The following is a 16,950-nucleotide window of genomic DNA, read 5'->3' as shown; positions in this document are numbered from 1 at the left end:
TCATTGCGAAATCACATTTTTAGAATCAATGTGTACATTTTCCAACAGATCGAAATCCTTTGCTATTTGGTAGTTTCCCTTCTGAGCACGCTTCTCATTGGCGATCAAATTGGTCAAATCTGCCATACCGCCACTGCGCGGATTGATCTTCGCAGCATAGTGCGTGACCATCTCCATTGATCTCCAGCGACCGGCCTTCATAATCTTCGCGGCATTAATATTTCGCTCCAGCATTTCCTGCGCCGCGCCCACGCGTGTGGAGTGCCCGGAAAAAATAGTCTCATCTAGCCCCAGCTTGCGCGCAATACGCTTGAAAGCGCGATTTACGGCGCCTGGATTTAATTGATCTCCGAGCATCCCATTCGAGTAAATGCCCCTGAAGATGTACGCGGCACCTTCGCCCCCGGATTCCACCGATAAATTTCGCCAGCCTATTAATAGATCCGCCGTGTTTCTCGATAGGAATAAATACTCCCCTCTGCGGCGCTGGTCTGTTTTAGAGCTTTCAATAAACATTAGGCCAGTACCGTCAGCCTGCAGTTCAAAATGCTGCCAACGCAATTCTACTAATTCAGAACGACGACACATTGTTTCAAACGCGGTAAAGAGCAGTGTCATATCTTGGTAGTCTCGCGGGATCGCGGGATCAAACACGCCTAAAGCAGCCTCCAGATGCTCATAACGCAACGCTTGAGTTTGACCGGTACCCAAATTGCTCCCCGCGCGCATTTTCTTCAATTTCAATTTCACGCGGTATAAGCGGCGCGGATCATCTAGTTCAAGATAGGTGCACCACCAAACGATCGATGCAACATGGCGCTCAATTGTGCTTTTGCTTCTTTTCAGCCCTTGCAGATTATCGATGTAGGCGATTAGGGCGAAATCGGAGACCGGCAAAAATTCGTTTTCACCCCCACTGCTGAATTTCAGGTATTGCGCGAAATCGCTATATAGCGCAATTTCAGAATTTTCAGGCAATACCGTATTCAAATCATGTGACCGCTCGAAGAACAGGGCGAACGTCTCCGGGGAAACACGGCCTTTCATGCTTTCCAGCATCGCAAGCCGGTAACGCTGAATTTTTTGACAGTGCCCGCCTGAAGGCCGCATCGGCGTATGCGAATACACTTTCTCGGCAGGCTGGAAATCAGCCCTGTATTTGAGCCTCGACTTCCCTTTTTCTAAATTCTCAATCTCTGCAGTCATTAAGCATTATCCCCAATGTATGCGTGATAGCAATAAGTCGAAATCCAAAACCGGGCGAGAGCCATATGTCTCATGCATGCCCCCATCGCCACGAATTGTAAAATCCAAACTTCTTTTACCATAATTCGTTTCAAAGCTAATGCTGCAGCAAACCGATTCTTCAATTGCCGGAATCACAGACGCAATCGCTGCAAGCAACAATTCTGGATCAAATAATTTCAAAACACCTAACTGCCCAACTATGAGCTCAACAGGCCTATATTCAATTTGATTCATAATCATTAAACGCATCTACGGGGTTAAATAAAAGCTTTCCACCATCATCAATGCTAATAAAAATGCCTTTAGGAATTAATTCACCGGCTAATGCACTTCGGTAAATATCCAGTTTGTCACGATGATGGCCACTAGATTGAAAGTCAATCGCATTATTAACCAATTCGATTTTTTCAATTCGCAAATCTTCGTGTCCTACTAATATCTTGAGAATAGCGGAATCAATAGCAAGCAATTGTGAATACGTTTTTACCTTGTTCAAAGTAGCAAAGTGCGGCACCAGATCCTGTTTTTTCTGCCGAAGGCCATCATCTAGCTCTTTCAAGCGCGCGTGAAGCAAATCAACTTCAGGCTCGATATCGAAGCTCTCAAGAAGGAGGTTCAGCGAGGCACAATTTCCAATAGCCGCGAAAGAATCCAAAGTGCCATTACAGATACTGCCATCTGCCAAGCTGTGAAGTTCTAAAATTGCCTGCTTATCATTAACTGCACTCTGCTCAGGAGAACGGACATAAACACCTTTCCAAGCGTACACACACCCGATAACGCCGGGCGCCACATTACCGTAGCTACCCTTATAGTGTTCTATGTGTTGCCCTGAATGGCAGATGTAAAATCGATTATTGGTCATTTTCCTACTCCAATGTGGTGTATGCAGGATTTATTTAACGCGCGGCCTTCTGCGCCTCGCAATTCGCAAGTAGTTTTCAAATCCCGGTAGGGCTACGGCTTTTCTCAGAAGCAGAGCTTGCTGCTTTGCTTTTACTACATCAAAAAATTGGCTAAAAAAACAAGATAAAGTAGTTTCGAAATTATCCGTTAGAAATATTTTTACAAATTCTCCGCGCGAAATAGGGCACATGTAAGCTCGCAGTATGTCGCTTCTTCTGAACATAAACCAAAGCGGCTCTTGAGGCTCGTCCACCCCCACCTGAAAATCGAACACCACATAAGGTGCGCCGCTCCACTCTTGCACAATCCTGCAGTCATTAAGCCAGTGGACTTCAAATACAGTGGGTTTTTGGTGGGCGATAAATTCGCCATTTAGGAGCTCCAGGAATTGCGTTTTATCCCGCAGGCGCCGCGTGCCATCTACTACCCATACCAGTTTTTTATAAAACTGGTTTCTGGTTAGCCGCTCTTCCTGGTTTAAAAAGGAATGCTGGAACTCTAGCACCCAGCCATTTTTACATCAGCAATATGCTTCTCACCGGATTCACTGAAGTAATAGCCCCTCAAAACCCCGTAAAAGGCCCCCCAACACCCCCATGAGCACGGCGAGCACGGTGAGCACATCAGCACAATGAGCACGGCGAGCACACTGTATATATATAAGATATTGATTTTAAAGGAATATAAATTTAATTTCGCGTGGTTTAGCGCATCACAGATAGTATCATAAACATCAAATGATGATTTCTTAGCTAGTTGAAATTAAGTTTCAACCTACTAAACCGCGATATCTATTGCGCGTATCGAATCGTTGCCGCTCAGTGAAATTTCGATAAAGATGGCAACCATCTACTACGGAATCAATTTTAGGGGACAAACACATGGCCAATGGTAAACAGTCAAAAGCAAGACGAATGAAAATGGCTGAACGGGCAGCAATGCAAATGGCGCTTCATTTTCCAGGGATACCTGAAGAGTGGCTCTGGCATCGGCGCACGAACGACGGTTATTCAACAATACCTCGTACCTTGCCAATCGCCATGCAGGTAATAAACGACCAAACTAAGGGACAGCCAGCTGGCCACACACTGTTTTGTCTATGGGCACGCTCACCTGATCACCCGCTGGTTACGATTGAAAATCCTGCCACCTTTGCTGGGGAGGCTGGCTTTTCTGGACCAAGAGCTGTAGATACTTGGCGGCGCAAAATGAAAGAACTACATAAGCTTGGGTTCATTTTACCTAAGCCTGGTACTTCAGGGGACTTCCATTATGTCCTCTTATTAAATCCGAATGCTGCCATTGAATACCTCAATGCAATTGGGAAGGTCCAAATAGGACTCTACAGTCGATTTATGGAGCGCATGGCAGAAGTGGGAGCCATGGGTGATATAGAAGCATTGCGCGATTACTGGACGGCAGAGGAAAAACGCAAACAGGATCTGGCTGCTGCAGTGCCACCGCTACCGCCACTGGCATCGGTACCGGCACCAGCACCGGCACCAGCACCAGCACCGGCACCGGCACCAGCAGAAACCGAACCGCAGCAAGAAACACCCGGCACCAATTCAATATCGACGCCGACATAAGCACTTTTTTTACGGGAGGTTACAGCAATGAAGAAAAGAAGAGTACACAGCGTCCAGTGAAGCTTGCCCAATGGACGTTGGAAGGAAGCTCACATCCAGCCTAACAGTTTGGCGACTGGTGGATGTGAGCGTGGCGAGCAATTTCTTTTGTTGGTAGTGCAGCAAATCGCCACCAACAAATTAATTATAGCTGCAGTTATAAACAGATAATTAAATAAAATTGCGAGCTGACTCAAAAGGATGCTTGTCCAAATCAGTTCAGACAAGCAAAACCAGTCTATATTCCGTAGCTATCGGCTATTTGCCTTGCAATGGCACGATGTACTTCTGTTGACGGGTGGAAATGAATTTCTGTTTGAAATAGTGGCCATTGTCCGGCTTGGCGAATGAGGAATACTAATTCAGCCTCCACCGTTTCAATATCCAAACAGCTCCCTTCAGGATTAGGGTTTGTATGGCACCAAATATCGAAATCGGCGGCAGAAAACTTATGCCTCCACGCATACCCATAGTATCCGGCTTTGCCAGTAGCAGCCCACCCCAATCGTAGACGGTTCCGAATACTCTGTTTCGTAATGCCAACATAAATTGGCTGCCCATCAACACTGGCGACATAAAGCTTTGGTAATTTCGAGGTAGCTAGGCCTGAAAATTTAGCGCGCCCCAGAGGACAGACTACTGAGAAATTGTTTGAGTCAAAGCTAAGCTTGTATCGCCCCAACGCAGTTATTTCCATTTCGATATCCTAGAATCCGGGGGAGAGCTTCGCCCAATACTATTTAAGCCGGATGACAAAACTCATAAATCATGTTTGCAAGAGCAATTAACGCAATGCCTTCTTTACGGATGTTAAAGCACTCACCATTCACTCGATAATCTTTTAAGTGATCTAGTACCATCTGCTCTATATCGTGGGCATCGCCAGCGCTACTGAACTCATGTGAAGTTACTTTAACAAGTGGTTTTCCAGACCATATCGCATGAGGCGAAGAATTAAATTCTTTTAGCCTCCGATCTACATCATTTGCGCGGCCGATTTTATAAAAATCGGTTCCTTCGATTCTGAATATGTAAACCCAGTTCTCGCCATCCTCATAATGTGCCTCCCTTACTCCTACAGCGGGTGGTGGCCCCGGCCTGGTTAAAACGTCTTGAAACTTGCTATAGCTTTCGAGCAATGGTGACAAGACAAAATTAGTTTCCTCTGTAGGAAGAGCCGCAATAACTTTGGCCTCTTCATCGTTAAGTTTCATTGCAAACGCGGCTTCAACTCGACCTCTGGTTCTATTTCTTCCGGGGAACAGATCGTCAATTAAGGGTTTATCCCTAAAAGCCCAAGCATTTAAATAGGGAAAACCTTGGGGCCATTTAAATTTGCCGTTTAGATATGCGTTGTCGCCTAATTCAGTTTTTAATTCTTTCAGTAATGGCTCAACTTCAATAATTCTATTGGTGACTTGGACCAAACCAAGTAATCGACCACGATCTTCTTCGTGCGTGGGTTCAGACTTTGTTCCGACCAACACAACCCAGTCGCCAGTCGAATATTCTCTCCTTAACTGGTCCGCACCCGCTGGCTTTCCAAATCCCAGCACCGGCCACGTTTCTGGATCATACCCCCATACTTTTTTAAAGAAGTACGCTGGCAATTTTTTTAGTGTAGGGTTTTCCATATAAAGCACTCAAGCCCTATAGAGCGGTGTATTGATTTTATAGTTAACAACAATGAGTCTTAGCAGGTAAGGGGAGTTCTGCTGCGCCCAACTTCGTTTAAAAGTATGTCCGCAAAATCAGCACTATGCGGACATACAACACCCATAATCTACTATCGACGCAGCCGGGAATACACTTTGTCAAAGAGTGCATCTTGGGGAATATCGCCTATCCTAAGTGGTTGGCGGCAAACACTACTGAACGCCTGAAAGTAGAACCTTTGGTGCTCCTCCAGATCTTTTACGCTGCAGTGTTCAATCATCTTGGAATGCACACTACCTGCATTGCTTTGAAAGCCATACTCCGTGGATAGCTCAGTTTTAAACAACTGCATGCAAACCATAAATTTTCCAGGGTGCAGCATATCCAGAACGTCTTGGAAGCTAAAGCCAGTGATGTGATCATGCTGGAATAGCTCGAAAAACATCATAAATATCCCTGCTAATTGCTTTTCCATAAGATCAGAAGCACCAAAGTATCGTGCGAGTGCGACAGCAAGATTGTCACCGTTAGACCAAAGTCCTAGTGTTGGCTCAATTGGGAAATGCGTAAAGCTTCCCATCTTCTGAAGGGAGGCATTGAACAAAATTCTACTGTTCGGCAAATAGCTCGGTGCAAAAAAGTAATACTTGAAGAAACGGCTAATCATTCCAATTTGCTCCTGATTATTGGAGCAATCACGGCACTCTAGCTGTATTGCTTCTGCCGCTGGAAATGTAAAAGACTTAATTAACTTTGTTTGTCGGGAAAGATATTGATGGGCTTGATTAAAGTCATTAAATCCGTGCAAACGAGAGTATCTATCTAAGGCCTTCACACCCTTAATTTCTGACTGATCGGTGACGGCAGCAATAAACTTATGAAAGTGTTGGGACTGAAATTTGAAATGATTAACGTTGAGTTCTGACAGATTTGAAATAGTTGCATTCATAGAGAGACCATTATCGTACCGCAAGGTCGAGTTAGGGCGTTGCTCCGAAACCTTTGCGGCATGGGTAATGGCAATAGGTTGGGTAAAAGTCAATTTTGCCAATGCAACGGGCGCCTATAGACCAGAGGACGTGATGATCCTAGCACGCCTCCGATTTACTTCCTACCTCGTGGATTGCAAAAGCCCAGATAAACCCTGGATAGCAGTAGTTTCCGCTTAGGAAGCTACTGGACATTACCAGTGCGTCCATATCGGCTCCATAAGTCACCATAACCACCCCCCACAAACAAGCCGCACCAGCACCATACCTTTACCACCCCCAAGTTCACTCGTTCACGTTGTTCACGGCTCGTGAACACTGTAGAATTGCGAACAATAACCCCACGATGGTAATAGGTCATGAATCAAGAGAGCGCTGGACACAAAGCAGCCCGAGCACTAAGCGAGCGACTACCGATGCGGTGTAAGTTCGTAGAAGGTACTAATCGGGACGAAGACAGGCTTGAGTTGCTGGAAGGTGAGATGCTTAATGCAACGATAAGTTTGCGATGCGTTACGCTCATGCACTTGAGGCCAACCCATATTGAACATATCGCCGCACAGCTTGGTTCATTCCCCGATGGCGGGATTTTACTAACCAACTACGCTAATCCAAGCATCACTAAGGCACTAACATCAAAGGGCATTAACTTTTTTGACCTTTCCGGCAACTGTCGGATACACACTCCTGTATTTTATTTCGCCGTTGATGGCCTAAAACCGGTAAAGGAAGATAAACCAACTAGCAACAAAGCATTTGAGCTTGCTGGCATGAAGCTGATACTTACTCTATTGAGTGGTATAGCACCTATAACGGCCTCTTATCGCGATTTGGCGCAGGCAGCTGGCATCTCATTGGGCACGGTTGGTCCCGCGCTTGACGGGCTTTATGGAGCCGGATTTATCATGCACAGGGATAAGCCTGCCATCCGTAAGTTAATCAACAAGAAAAAGTTACTTGAGCGATGGGTTGAGACTTACACCGAAAAGATCAAGCCAAAACTATTCGTCGGTAATTATGAGGCGGAAAACTATTATCTATGGCAAGAAATCAACCTAGCCGATTACGGCGGGTACTGGGGCGGGGAGGTTGGTGCTCAGATTTTAACAAACTACATTAGGCCGCAAGTGTTTACGATTTACATTAACGCGGAGAAGCGCGGCAAGCTCTTTGCTGCTGCAAGAATCCGTAAGGCCGACCCGATGGGCAACAATCAACGCACCACGATAGAGGTTTACGAAAAGTTCGGCCCCGACTATCCGGCTTTTTCAAGTCACCCGCTTGATGTTGTCAATCCAATAATTGTTTATGCCGACCTAATTGGGACGCATGACTCTCGCAACCTTGATGTAGCTCAGGCCGTATATGACAGCAGACTTGATCAATTTATCTCAGAAGATTAGAGATCCAGGAATGGTGGAGACCTACCGCAGCGTCCATGCATGTGCGGAAGCACTCGGAATCCCTTATTTGATTGTCGGTGCATCCGCTAGGGATTTGGTTATGCATCATGCTTTTGGAGCGGCGATCAAACGAGCCACAAGCGATATCGACTTTGCAATTCAGGTTGCAGACTGGGGCGCAGTTGAAGCTTTACGACAGACACTGGCCCAGAACAGTTTTGAAACAACAGCAGTCCATCACCGACTCAGATCAAACAATGGAATTCCCATAGACATTGTGCCCTTTGGAGACATTGCAGACGCACAAGCCTTTATCAAGATGCCCCCCAACGAATTTCAAATGAATGTTCGGGGATTTAGCGAAGCGCTAACCCATGCCTATAACGTGTCCTTATCCGATTCACCAGCGCTAATAGTCAAGGTGGCCTCTCCCGAGGGCATGCTGTTATTGAAGTTCATTGCATGGGCGGATAGAGAGCGAGACAAAAGAGGGAAGGACGCCGCAGACATAGCTTATCTTCTTGAAAACCTGGAAGAGTTAGACCCGATAGCAGAACTGATGTATGGCGATCAACCGTTGATGGAGCAATACGACCACGATTTAAAGCTTGCGTGCGCCCATCACTTCGGCGCGAAGGTTTTTGCCATGGCGGAGCCGGAATCAGCCGAAGTACTGCAATCAATTTTTGAAAGCCGCAACGAAAAACTGGGGATGACTGTATTTCTTTATGACATGAATAGGCATGGCGACTACAGGAATAGCGAGCAGCTTTTAAACGCATTTATAGCTGGATTTAATAGCACCAATGAAACAGAAGAATCTGAAAAATAAGACTGTTTGCTTAACTTAACTTGTCCAATAAATAAACATTATGTCCAGTTTTCCATATTTCTCAGTAGGTTAGATTCCTTTCAAGCATCCGGGGCTTAGTTAAATGAACGTCTAGCGTTTGTTTATTGGCCAAATTTAGTTAATAAATTCCCAACTTTAGTTGCAATTTTCGCCGTAGTTTAATTAAACAAGCATCGAAGTGACCTGCAAAGGTTTATTTATTAGACAAATTTAGTTAATAAATTCCCAACTTTAGTTGCAATTTACGCCGTAGTTTAATTAAACAAACATCGAAGCGACCTGCAAAAGTTTATTTATTGGACAAATTTAGTTAATGAATTCCCAACTTTAGTTGCAATTTACGCCGTAGTTTAATTAAACAAACGGACCTGCAAAATTCGACGCCATATTTAGCTACATATCTCCTATAACTATAATTATAGCGCATATATATTTACGCATTAAATACACTTATCAGTATTCAGTATTGTGTATTGTTTGTGACAATTGCTGTAAAATGGCTTCTACAAGGCCTCCATTTCGCGCCGCCACTCAAAATGCTTCGCGCCCAAGCCAGACAGCTTACGGTGTAAATATTTGATCAGGCCTTTCAAACTCAATTAGTTAAATCATCCGGCCAATAAACCGCATGAACAAATCCACTCCATCACCCCCAACGCATTCAGCGGAGCCGCCATGTCAGTCAACAACATTCGCGCAAACACCCGAGCAACACCGGCAGCGGTATTTGCTGCGTGCGAGAAATTAGCCAGCGAACGACCCGACCTGGATTTCAGAAATGAAGATGTGTTAGCGATCACTGGGGGTGGCATGTCCGTGGTATCCCGATTGGTACGCATCTACCGCGAGCACCACGCTGTAATAGCCGCGTGCGACGAGCTGGATGCATCCATGGCAATTGATCTGGTGATGGCCACAAACGAGCTACTTAAAGCTCACAAAGCCAAATCCAAAGCCGCGCTGGACAATGCACTGAAATCCATGGAGGAATCGATCACCGAGCTTTCCGATATCAATCAAGCACAATCAAACGAATTGAAAGCGGCAAACGAAAAGCTTTCCAATGAAATGGAATCGCTAAGTGCCCTGCGTGCAGACTATGAGAAGTCGCTACGCCTACTGGAAAGCCGCAACCAAGAAATTGAACACCTCCAGTCGCGCAATGCGGAGCTGATAACGGCCAACAACAAAATGGTACAGCAGCACGAAGAGAAAATTACTCAACTCAATGAGAGGCACAGCGAACGCTTAACCGCGGCCCTTGAAAAACAGCGCGCTGCGTTTGAATCAGAAAAGGCAACCGCCCTCCTTCACTTAGACGCCAGCAAAGCCGAGCTCTTCAAAAAGCAGGAAGCCGATATTGCAGCAAAACAATCTGAACTAAGCGCCGCAAACGACACCATTACAGCACTGCGTCAAAGTTTAGCGGACAAGAAAGAGGAATTAGCAATTGCGCAAAACACTGCCAGCAAATCGCTAAACAGCATCCAAGCTGTGCTCGAAGAAAAACAGAACCAACTTAAAGAAGCACAAACACTTAACCGTCAACTGATAAATGCATTTCAACGTGAAAAATTGGAAGGTGCAGACTTTGTGGCTGACAACTTATCGAACATCAACAGATCCGCAGAAAGCCTTCGGCCATTACTCACCGACTTAACAGAAATAATTACCACCATCATAGAAAAAGAGAAGAAATAACCCCCATGAAATTGTCTCAGTTTATCGCTTTTGTATTCCTATGCTCCCTCTCTGCAGTTAAGCCACTGGCCGCACCCGATGATTTTAGAGAGGCCAAAATTGCAATGAAAACTCACGTGTATTTTGATCAAACCAATAAGGGCACACTCTATTGCGGATGCAATTACCGATGGCTTGGTGAATCAGGCGGCAGAATAGACCTGGCATCGTGCGGCTACAAAACACGCGCAGATGAAAACAGGGCAAACCGGCTTGAATGGGAGCACATTTTTCCAGCGTCAAACTTCGGGAGAGCATTAAAATGCTGGCAAAAAGGTGGTCGAGAAAACTGCAAACAAAATGACCGCGTGTTTAATGCAATTGAAGCGGATATGCACAACCTTGCACCGTCCATTGGTGAGGTAAATAGCGATCGCTCGAATTACAACTTTGGCATGGTCCAAAATTCTCAGGCAGCTTATGGCAGCTGCAAGATGAAAGTTAGCTTCAAAGAGCGCACTGCAGAACCACCTAATAGCGTAAAAGGTATGATCGCGCGAACCTATTTTTATATGAGCGACAGCTACAACATCCCCTTGTCCAAGCAACAACAACAATTATTCATTGCGTGGAATAAACAATACCCAGTCACCCAATGGGAAAAATTGCGCGAGCAACGCATCAGCGAGATTATGGGTGCCAGCAATTCATTCGTTACCGGCGAAAGAACTTGGGAGCTTGGTCATCAACTATCAGGTGAAGGCCTCAAGCGTATAGGCGTGACAGTAAAACAGAACGGCAGCACACACGAGCGGACGAAAAACAACACCGCAGACAATCAATCAGTGCGCGGCAATAAGCGAAGCAAAATCTTTCATCATTCCGATTGCCCCAATTATGATTCAGTTTCCGATCAAAACCGGATTAATTTTGCAAACCAAGGTGAAGCATTGCAGGCTGGGTATGTAATTGCGAAGAACTGCCCCCAAACAAGCAGTTAAATCATTGACCGAGTGAACATTAAGGTAGGGGCTGATTTTGGCTTTCAACTCATTTATTTGATTCGACTATTAATCGAAATGGTAAGCCCCGGACATGAAAAAGCCGGGGTTTTTATTGGGGAATGACTATTACAGGTGTCGCGCGGCGAACCAGCTCTTTTGAAAGGGCCTTTACCAAATCAGGATTTTTAGCAGATACAGCAAAGGCAAGTTGCTCTAATAGACCAGTCAGCGTCACCTCAGCATAAGATTTAGAAGCAGAGGCATTTACCATTTTCCAGCCATCGCGTGCGCGTTGATCCGCTTTTCTCTGCGCTGGCGTCTTTCCTTTGCCGGTGGGCTTTTTTCCTCGCTTCTTTGGGGGTGTAGGAAGAAGTGAAAGCGTTTGTTTGTCATTTGGATCGATCACTGCAACCTCGGCAGTTAGTCAATAAGGTTAAGGAAATTATTGTAGTTTAATAATAGCGTGACTGTCACATAGTTTTGCTAATCAGATTGCTTATCACCTGCCGAATCTTCAACATACTCTTTCATCTCTGCGGCAGCATCACGCAATCGACCAGATATATCGGAAAGCTGACTTAAAAAATAGTTATCCCAATCCCCCCAGTCAGCAGACATGGCTTCAACCTGGATTGCCAATCTATTTAATATCCGAGAATGATTACTCGCTTGTCTTGCTTGAGTCAGTGCAGGCATATCAAAACCTCATAAAATAAAAAAGGCAAACTGCGGAAGGAAACAATACTCAGCTATCATTGCAAGATCATCCCAGCATATAAAATCAAATCTCATAGCACACTGGCACCAAAATCCGGACAAAAAAAAGCCCCGAAAAAACAGGGCAACTATAGAATACACATTACGTGTTTACATCATACATCCTTGTAACAAGAAACTATTCACACTCCATCGACTTCATATCTTCAATAGTCACAGCTGATTTTCTAGCGCTAATCGTCACATCAATTAGAGGGTTGGTGAATGTCTCAACTGGTTCAGGAACACCGACCGCGACAACAGAACCACTTGAATCCAGATAAAAGCGGTAATCAACTTGGTTCACGGTGGCAAAAAGGTAATTCAATTCCTTGTTATACATAAGTGGTTCATTGTTTAGAATGCGGTTGTACCATTGTGCTTTTTTATAGCAGTTATCTGTATCAGTTGGTGAAAACCCATCACCCATATATTTCCAATTATGCAAAATACCCTGTTCGTCAATTTCCAGATAATTCTCTACTCTATGTTCATAGACCAGTGTAGAAGTATCATAAACACCTGCAAAACCCGCCGGTGCTTCACTAGCAGGTAGGCCTTTACATAGAGCGTCTTGAATCCATGCGAAAGTGATATCAAATTCACGCTTAAATGACAAAGCTATCTTATTTTGCTCGTCTACCAATGTGCCATCAGTTGTATGTATCTCATTAAGAAATGTTTTTACGACTTTCTTAGTTTCGTGGTCAATTTCATAAACGATATCACCAGCCGGTGTTTTAATCAGGAATTCAGGATTGCCCGATTTTGATTCAAACATGTTTGTATACTGCAAAGCAGTACCAATCGAATCACCACCGGTACCAGTATTCAGGAAATAATTAAGATCTCCTTCACGAGCAGGCAAATAACACTGTGAGGACTTATCAAAATCATCACCCAAAAAGTTGTAAGCAGTAATGTAATAGTCGTTATACCCATTGGACTCAACATAGGTGGGCAAGTAGTAGTAACTTATATCACCATTTAGCTCGACCTTGTATAAGCCAGTTATCGCAGGCAAATAGCCCCAATACTGCGCTTTCAAATACAATTCAAATTCAGCTTTACGATCAGCAGGAACAGTTTCAGGAGTGAAAGTAGAAATTGAAGGCAATTCCTTATCTGGCTCCGATCCCGACCCTTCGTCAGAACCACCACAACCGAACAATAAAACGACACTAAGAACCAAAGACAAGTGGAAAAAGATTTTCATAATACTTCCTTAAATATTTATATTTGAACACCAAAACATATTAGGTCATGCTGTCCTGTTTTTCAAGCGCAATATTTCAGTTTCCGAGATAACCGTTTAAGGTTTCATTGCAAACACCACAAAGTGAACGTCCTTATCGTTGGCGTTTCCATTTTTAGTAAATAAAGTTGTGCTGTTCGCAGAACAACCGGTCGCATTACCTCCGTGATCATATGCATCATAAGTAAGTTGACAAGAAAAGTTTGTAAATCCTGGAGGAAATGGTTGTGAAAACAAATGTGATCGAACACCACCATCATCTGCATTAACTTTTCCATACTTAATCATTAAATTCCCAAATGTATAACTTGACTGAGCAGAATTTGAATATTCAATTGTTCCCGTACCACCAGTCGCAGTCCATAGACCATTAGTACAAACTATTAATTTGTCCGAAGAATCAAATCCAATTTGACCTGAGTTACACCCAGCGCCGACAGCAAATCTTTTTGTAAGCCGAATATCATTAACAATATCTACATTAAAAAGCCTGTTTTGCCCATTGGCATCAACGAAATATGTTTGGTCATCTAAATCTGTGTATCTACGGGCATACATGATGTTATTGCTCACAATATTATTTGACGAGTATATTTCCTGATCTACATCGAGCCTCCCATCAACCTTTGAGTTTCCATAGGAGCGAATAAAATTACCCATTACATTATTTCCAGATACAGTTTGTCCGGCCACAACGTTTTGAGCAGCATAAATACTTTGATTAACATTAACCGTACCGTCTGCCTGGATATTACCTAATGAACGTATGTAGCCTCCTTGAATCGTTCCTGCAGCTGTAACATTCCCATTTGCACTAAAGTTTGTGCCAGTTACCCACCCACTTGAATCAAAATTCCCACCGTTCACGGAACCAGTTGCATTAATATGTGTTGCGTTTACATTTGTCCCATTTACATTCGTTCCAGTGATAGTTGTTCCATTTATGTTGGTTGAATTGACTGTTCCAGCACCAACGGTACCAACATTATTAATGTTAAAGTTATTTACATTCATCGATCCAGTAAGTGGCTCAGAACCATCCTTTTTATAAAGTGCGGCTAAAGATACTTCACTACCTGCAGGAGGGAATTGAAAACTGTAAGAAGAACCCGAAGAAGCACCACCGGGCAAAATTCCCGACAATCTTCTTGCGTAAGTGGAATTAGAAGCATTTGCAGAAATTCGTAAATTATTTCCAGTAACACTAAATGAATATGATGTATTGAACGGTGATGTTGCTTCTGCAGCAGTAAGGCGCCCTGCAGCAACTAACTGTGCTGTTCCAGTAGGCCAGCTTCCAGTTTCTGCACGATGAGTACGTGCGGCATTCTGAACCCGGATTGACATTGTAGCAGCATGATCTGCAAATTTATCTCGGGCTTCATTAGCTTGCATTGAGACTGTCCCAGCAACAATCATTGACATAATGACCATAGCAGCCATTACCTCAATTAAAGAGAGGCCATTTTCGTATTTTCGTAACCCGCGTAGACGTTTCATTTGCATAATCCTGGCATTAGATACTTAAAGTTTTCATATATTTCATCGTTGTGTAAACGACTATATATCGCCGGTGTTTCATCCCAATATATTGTTTGACCTACATTTCTATCTGCACCAAGAGAATTCACGAAAGCTGCAGCATTCTTTCCAACAGGTAACGTTGCCATAACTTGAATCCGAGATGTAGTAGTTCCATCTGACCAAACAATTCTTGAACTGATTGAACCACCCAAACTAAAAACAGAATCAAACTTGTCATTAAGAAAACCCTCCTGCTTCAGAAGAGTAATCGTTGGTTGAACTCCACCACCAGAACCACAACGGGATTCAAAAAACGCTTGGGTAGCGCTCATTAATTCACTTGCTTGGTTTTCTGAACGATCGACTTTAGATAGAGCAAGAGCAGTCATCGCAGATTTAGTACAAACAAATAAAATCATTGAACTAATGGCGATAGATGCCATTAGCTCAACAATGGAGTAACCGTAGGTTCGCCTATGATTCATTATGATGTAGTGAAAGTAACGGTTAAGGTGGTCGATGCGCATGAAGCAGTAAAAAGCTTATTAAATGTCTCTGCCAAACGTCGGCAAGCAGCAGTATCAGCAATCACCGCAGTAACGTTTAAACGCGTTGGGTCAGAATTAGGTACCGCAGTATAATTGCCGTTGTACGGATTCACAGCAGTACATGAAGTCCAACCATTATCCAACCATTTATCAGTTACAAGATTGTCACAGGTTATGCCAGCAAACGTTGTGCTATACCCCTTTTTTTTCAGCGCCGCCGCGTAGATATTATTAATATCTTTTTCAGCCTGAGCCATTTTTGAATCTGAGTAGCCAGCATTAATACCTCGCATGATTCCAAAAAGAATAAAGCCTGCAATCACGATACCAGCACAGATTTCAACAACAGAAAGACCGCGCTGCTTCTTGAGTGAAATGTTTTTACATTTTTTCATAATTACCTCTTTTGATGTTTAACGGTTAGAGTTTGTTGCCATAAATACACCTACGGCGATTGTTAAATTGTTGACTAAAACTGCCCACAATATGTAATAAATAATATCTGCATTAACTTTAAGTCTTGTTGCGCATCTTTTACGAATATCCGCAGCCGCTGCATTCAACTTATCAACAATGTTTGAATTATCAGTGCCCATATACAGCTTCAACAATGAAATATATTGCTGTTCTAATAGGCCGGAGTCCATCGAATCAAATTCATTTTCGTTACCTTCTGGTAACTGCATTCGCATAATATTTACATGGTATCGCTGATAAACTGATCCTTCATTCATTAGCACTTGATAGATAGCGTAAGCGGAAAAGTTAAATCGCTTTAACAATGCAAAAGAGGACACAATATGGGCAGCAACTTTTAATCGATAACCTCCAAATGGATTCCATGGACCGATTTTAAAAACCTCAACCTTATCCCTAAAATCCCCGATGAGATTCTTCTCAAGGTATTTGAAATAAATAAATACACCTACCATTGCGATTAGTACAAGCATGCCATAATCCATTAGGAATCCGGCATACGAATCTAATTTCTGAATTGGCGGTGGAAGATTCCCATTAGATATTTCCTTATAGATTGGGACGAATTTTGTCTGCATAAAGAAAACCATTGCAAATGAAATAATCGTGTAAAGAAACGGCATTGCAAGTTTTGCCAAAGAAACAGAACTCGCCACTTTTTCCTTTTTTAGCTCGCTTGAAATAATTTGCATTGCAAGACAGAATCCTTCTTGACCACCATCTTCAGCAGCCCTTAATGCAGCGATATTCATCGAATCAAACCAACCTTCTAAGGCGTTCACAATAGAATCACCATTTTGAAGCATTAATTTAATGTCATTTGCTATCAACTTTTCTTCCTTTGATCCATATTTAACAAGATGGTCTGCAATGTCATAAGGCATACGTCCTGATTTCATCAATTCAGAAAACAGGTTTAATAGCTCGGACTGCTTTTCTTTATTAAAGCAAAACTTACGATATGCACTCAGGATAGCTTGATGAGCAGCAACTTTAATTTCTTCGGCACGAACTAAATTCATA

19 protein-coding genes are annotated in these 16,950 nt (G+C 43.5%); 5 read left to right on the top strand and 14 right to left on the bottom strand.

All coding sequences use genetic code 11. The features are described from left to right. From NNX04_RS22410 to NNX04_RS22395, 4 genes are read right to left on the bottom strand one after another with little or no spacing between them, the layout of a single operon-like run. Window positions 1-1,206: a tyrosine-type recombinase/integrase gene (locus NNX04_RS22410; RefSeq protein ID WP_261948656.1), complete on the bottom strand. Its 1,206-nt coding sequence runs from the start codon at window positions 1,204-1,206 to the stop codon at window positions 1-3. A gap of 6 nt (window positions 1,207-1,212) precedes the next feature. Next, window positions 1,213-1,482, bottom strand: a complete 270-nt coding sequence (locus tag NNX04_RS22405; protein ID WP_261948655.1) for a hypothetical protein — start codon at window positions 1,480-1,482, stop codon at window positions 1,213-1,215. Further along, window positions 1,469-2,113, bottom strand: coding sequence for a hypothetical protein (locus tag NNX04_RS22400; RefSeq protein WP_261948654.1), 645 nt, complete (start codon window positions 2,111-2,113; stop codon window positions 1,469-1,471). Before NNX04_RS22400 ends, NNX04_RS22405 begins: the two co-directional genes overlap by 14 nt. 30 nt (window positions 2,114-2,143) lie before the next feature. After that, window positions 2,144-2,659 carry a hypothetical protein gene (locus NNX04_RS22395; protein WP_261948653.1) on the bottom strand — a complete coding sequence of 172 codons (516 nt, stop codon included), beginning with the start codon at window positions 2,657-2,659 and terminating at the stop codon, window positions 2,144-2,146. A gap of 376 nt (window positions 2,660-3,035) precedes the next feature. On the opposite strand from NNX04_RS22395, the gene NNX04_RS22390 reads away from it, so the two are divergent. Continuing rightward, complete coding sequence (locus NNX04_RS22390) at window positions 3,036-3,743, top strand: hypothetical protein (RefSeq protein WP_261948652.1); 708 nt, start codon at window positions 3,036-3,038, stop codon at window positions 3,741-3,743. 277 nt (window positions 3,744-4,020) lie between these two features. Here NNX04_RS22390 and NNX04_RS22385 read toward each other — a convergent pair whose 3' ends face one another. The 3 genes from NNX04_RS22385 to NNX04_RS22375 all read right to left on the bottom strand — a co-directional run bounded on the left by NNX04_RS22385 (window position 4,021) and on the right by NNX04_RS22375 (window position 6,387). Next, window positions 4,021-4,479 (bottom strand): hypothetical protein, encoded by a 459-nt coding sequence (locus NNX04_RS22385; RefSeq protein WP_261948651.1) that lies wholly within the window; start codon window positions 4,477-4,479, stop codon window positions 4,021-4,023. A 43-nt stretch (window positions 4,480-4,522) separates the two neighbouring features. Then, the gene (locus NNX04_RS22380) at window positions 4,523-5,416 is read right to left on the bottom strand and encodes a GIY-YIG nuclease family protein (RefSeq protein WP_261948650.1); all 894 of its coding nucleotides are present in this window, start codon (window positions 5,414-5,416) and stop codon (window positions 4,523-4,525) included. Between the two features lie 152 nt (window positions 5,417-5,568). Next, window positions 5,569-6,387 (bottom strand): hypothetical protein, encoded by an 819-nt coding sequence (locus NNX04_RS22375; protein ID WP_261948649.1) that lies wholly within the window; start codon window positions 6,385-6,387, stop codon window positions 5,569-5,571. Between the two features lie 399 nt (window positions 6,388-6,786). On the opposite strand from NNX04_RS22375, the gene NNX04_RS22370 reads away from it, so the two are divergent. The 4 genes from NNX04_RS22370 to NNX04_RS22355 all read left to right on the top strand — a co-directional run bounded on the left by NNX04_RS22370 (window position 6,787) and on the right by NNX04_RS22355 (window position 11,364). Then, window positions 6,787-7,830 (top strand): type IV toxin-antitoxin system AbiEi family antitoxin, encoded by a 1,044-nt coding sequence (locus NNX04_RS22370; RefSeq protein WP_261948648.1) that lies wholly within the window; start codon window positions 6,787-6,789, stop codon window positions 7,828-7,830. Further along, window positions 7,793-8,662, top strand: a complete 870-nt coding sequence (locus tag NNX04_RS22365; protein ID WP_261948647.1) for a nucleotidyl transferase AbiEii/AbiGii toxin family protein — start codon at window positions 7,793-7,795, stop codon at window positions 8,660-8,662. The genes NNX04_RS22370 and NNX04_RS22365 overlap by 38 nt, the downstream gene beginning before the upstream one ends. A gap of 696 nt (window positions 8,663-9,358) precedes the next feature. Then, window positions 9,359-10,384 (top strand): hypothetical protein, encoded by a 1,026-nt coding sequence (locus NNX04_RS22360; RefSeq protein ID WP_261948646.1) that lies wholly within the window; start codon window positions 9,359-9,361, stop codon window positions 10,382-10,384. Between the two features lie 5 nt (window positions 10,385-10,389). Then, on the top strand, window positions 10,390-11,364 hold the full coding sequence (locus tag NNX04_RS22355; RefSeq protein ID WP_261948645.1) for an endonuclease: 975 nt from the start codon (window positions 10,390-10,392) through the stop codon (window positions 11,362-11,364). Between the two features lie 112 nt (window positions 11,365-11,476). Here the strand turns inward: NNX04_RS22355 and NNX04_RS22350 are convergent, their stop codons facing one another. The 7 genes from NNX04_RS22350 to NNX04_RS22320 all read right to left on the bottom strand — a co-directional run bounded on the left by NNX04_RS22350 (window position 11,477) and on the right by NNX04_RS22320 (window position 16,949). Next, window positions 11,477-11,773 carry a hypothetical protein gene (locus NNX04_RS22350; RefSeq protein ID WP_261948644.1) on the bottom strand — a complete coding sequence of 99 codons (297 nt, stop codon included), beginning with the start codon at window positions 11,771-11,773 and terminating at the stop codon, window positions 11,477-11,479. 77 nt (window positions 11,774-11,850) lie between these two features. Beyond that, complete coding sequence (locus tag NNX04_RS22345) at window positions 11,851-12,063, bottom strand: hypothetical protein (RefSeq protein WP_261948643.1); 213 nt, start codon at window positions 12,061-12,063, stop codon at window positions 11,851-11,853. 199 nt (window positions 12,064-12,262) lie between these two features. Continuing rightward, window positions 12,263-13,339, bottom strand: coding sequence for a hypothetical protein (locus NNX04_RS22340; protein ID WP_261948642.1), 1,077 nt, complete (start codon window positions 13,337-13,339; stop codon window positions 12,263-12,265). Between the two features lie 96 nt (window positions 13,340-13,435). After that, window positions 13,436-14,878, bottom strand: a complete 1,443-nt coding sequence (locus tag NNX04_RS22335) for a prepilin-type N-terminal cleavage/methylation domain-containing protein (RefSeq protein ID WP_261948641.1) — start codon at window positions 14,876-14,878, stop codon at window positions 13,436-13,438. After that, the gene (locus NNX04_RS22330) at window positions 14,875-15,345 is read right to left on the bottom strand and encodes a hypothetical protein (protein WP_261948640.1); all 471 of its coding nucleotides are present in this window, start codon (window positions 15,343-15,345) and stop codon (window positions 14,875-14,877) included. Before NNX04_RS22330 ends, NNX04_RS22335 begins: the two co-directional genes overlap by 4 nt. 41 nt (window positions 15,346-15,386) lie before the next feature. Further along, window positions 15,387-15,845: a type II secretion system protein gene (locus NNX04_RS22325; RefSeq protein WP_261948639.1), complete on the bottom strand. Its 459-nt coding sequence runs from the start codon at window positions 15,843-15,845 to the stop codon at window positions 15,387-15,389. A gap of 18 nt (window positions 15,846-15,863) precedes the next feature. Further along, window positions 15,864-16,949 (bottom strand): hypothetical protein, encoded by a 1,086-nt coding sequence (locus NNX04_RS22320; RefSeq protein ID WP_261948638.1) that lies wholly within the window; start codon window positions 16,947-16,949, stop codon window positions 15,864-15,866. Between the last annotated feature and the right edge of the window lies 1 nt (window position 16,950).

Origin of the sequence: Cellvibrio sp. QJXJ (assembly GCF_024452345.1) — a bacterium.
Lineage (GTDB): Bacteria > Pseudomonadota > Gammaproteobacteria > Pseudomonadales > Cellvibrionaceae > Cellvibrio.
This window is presented reverse-complemented; position numbering and strand designations above follow the sequence as displayed.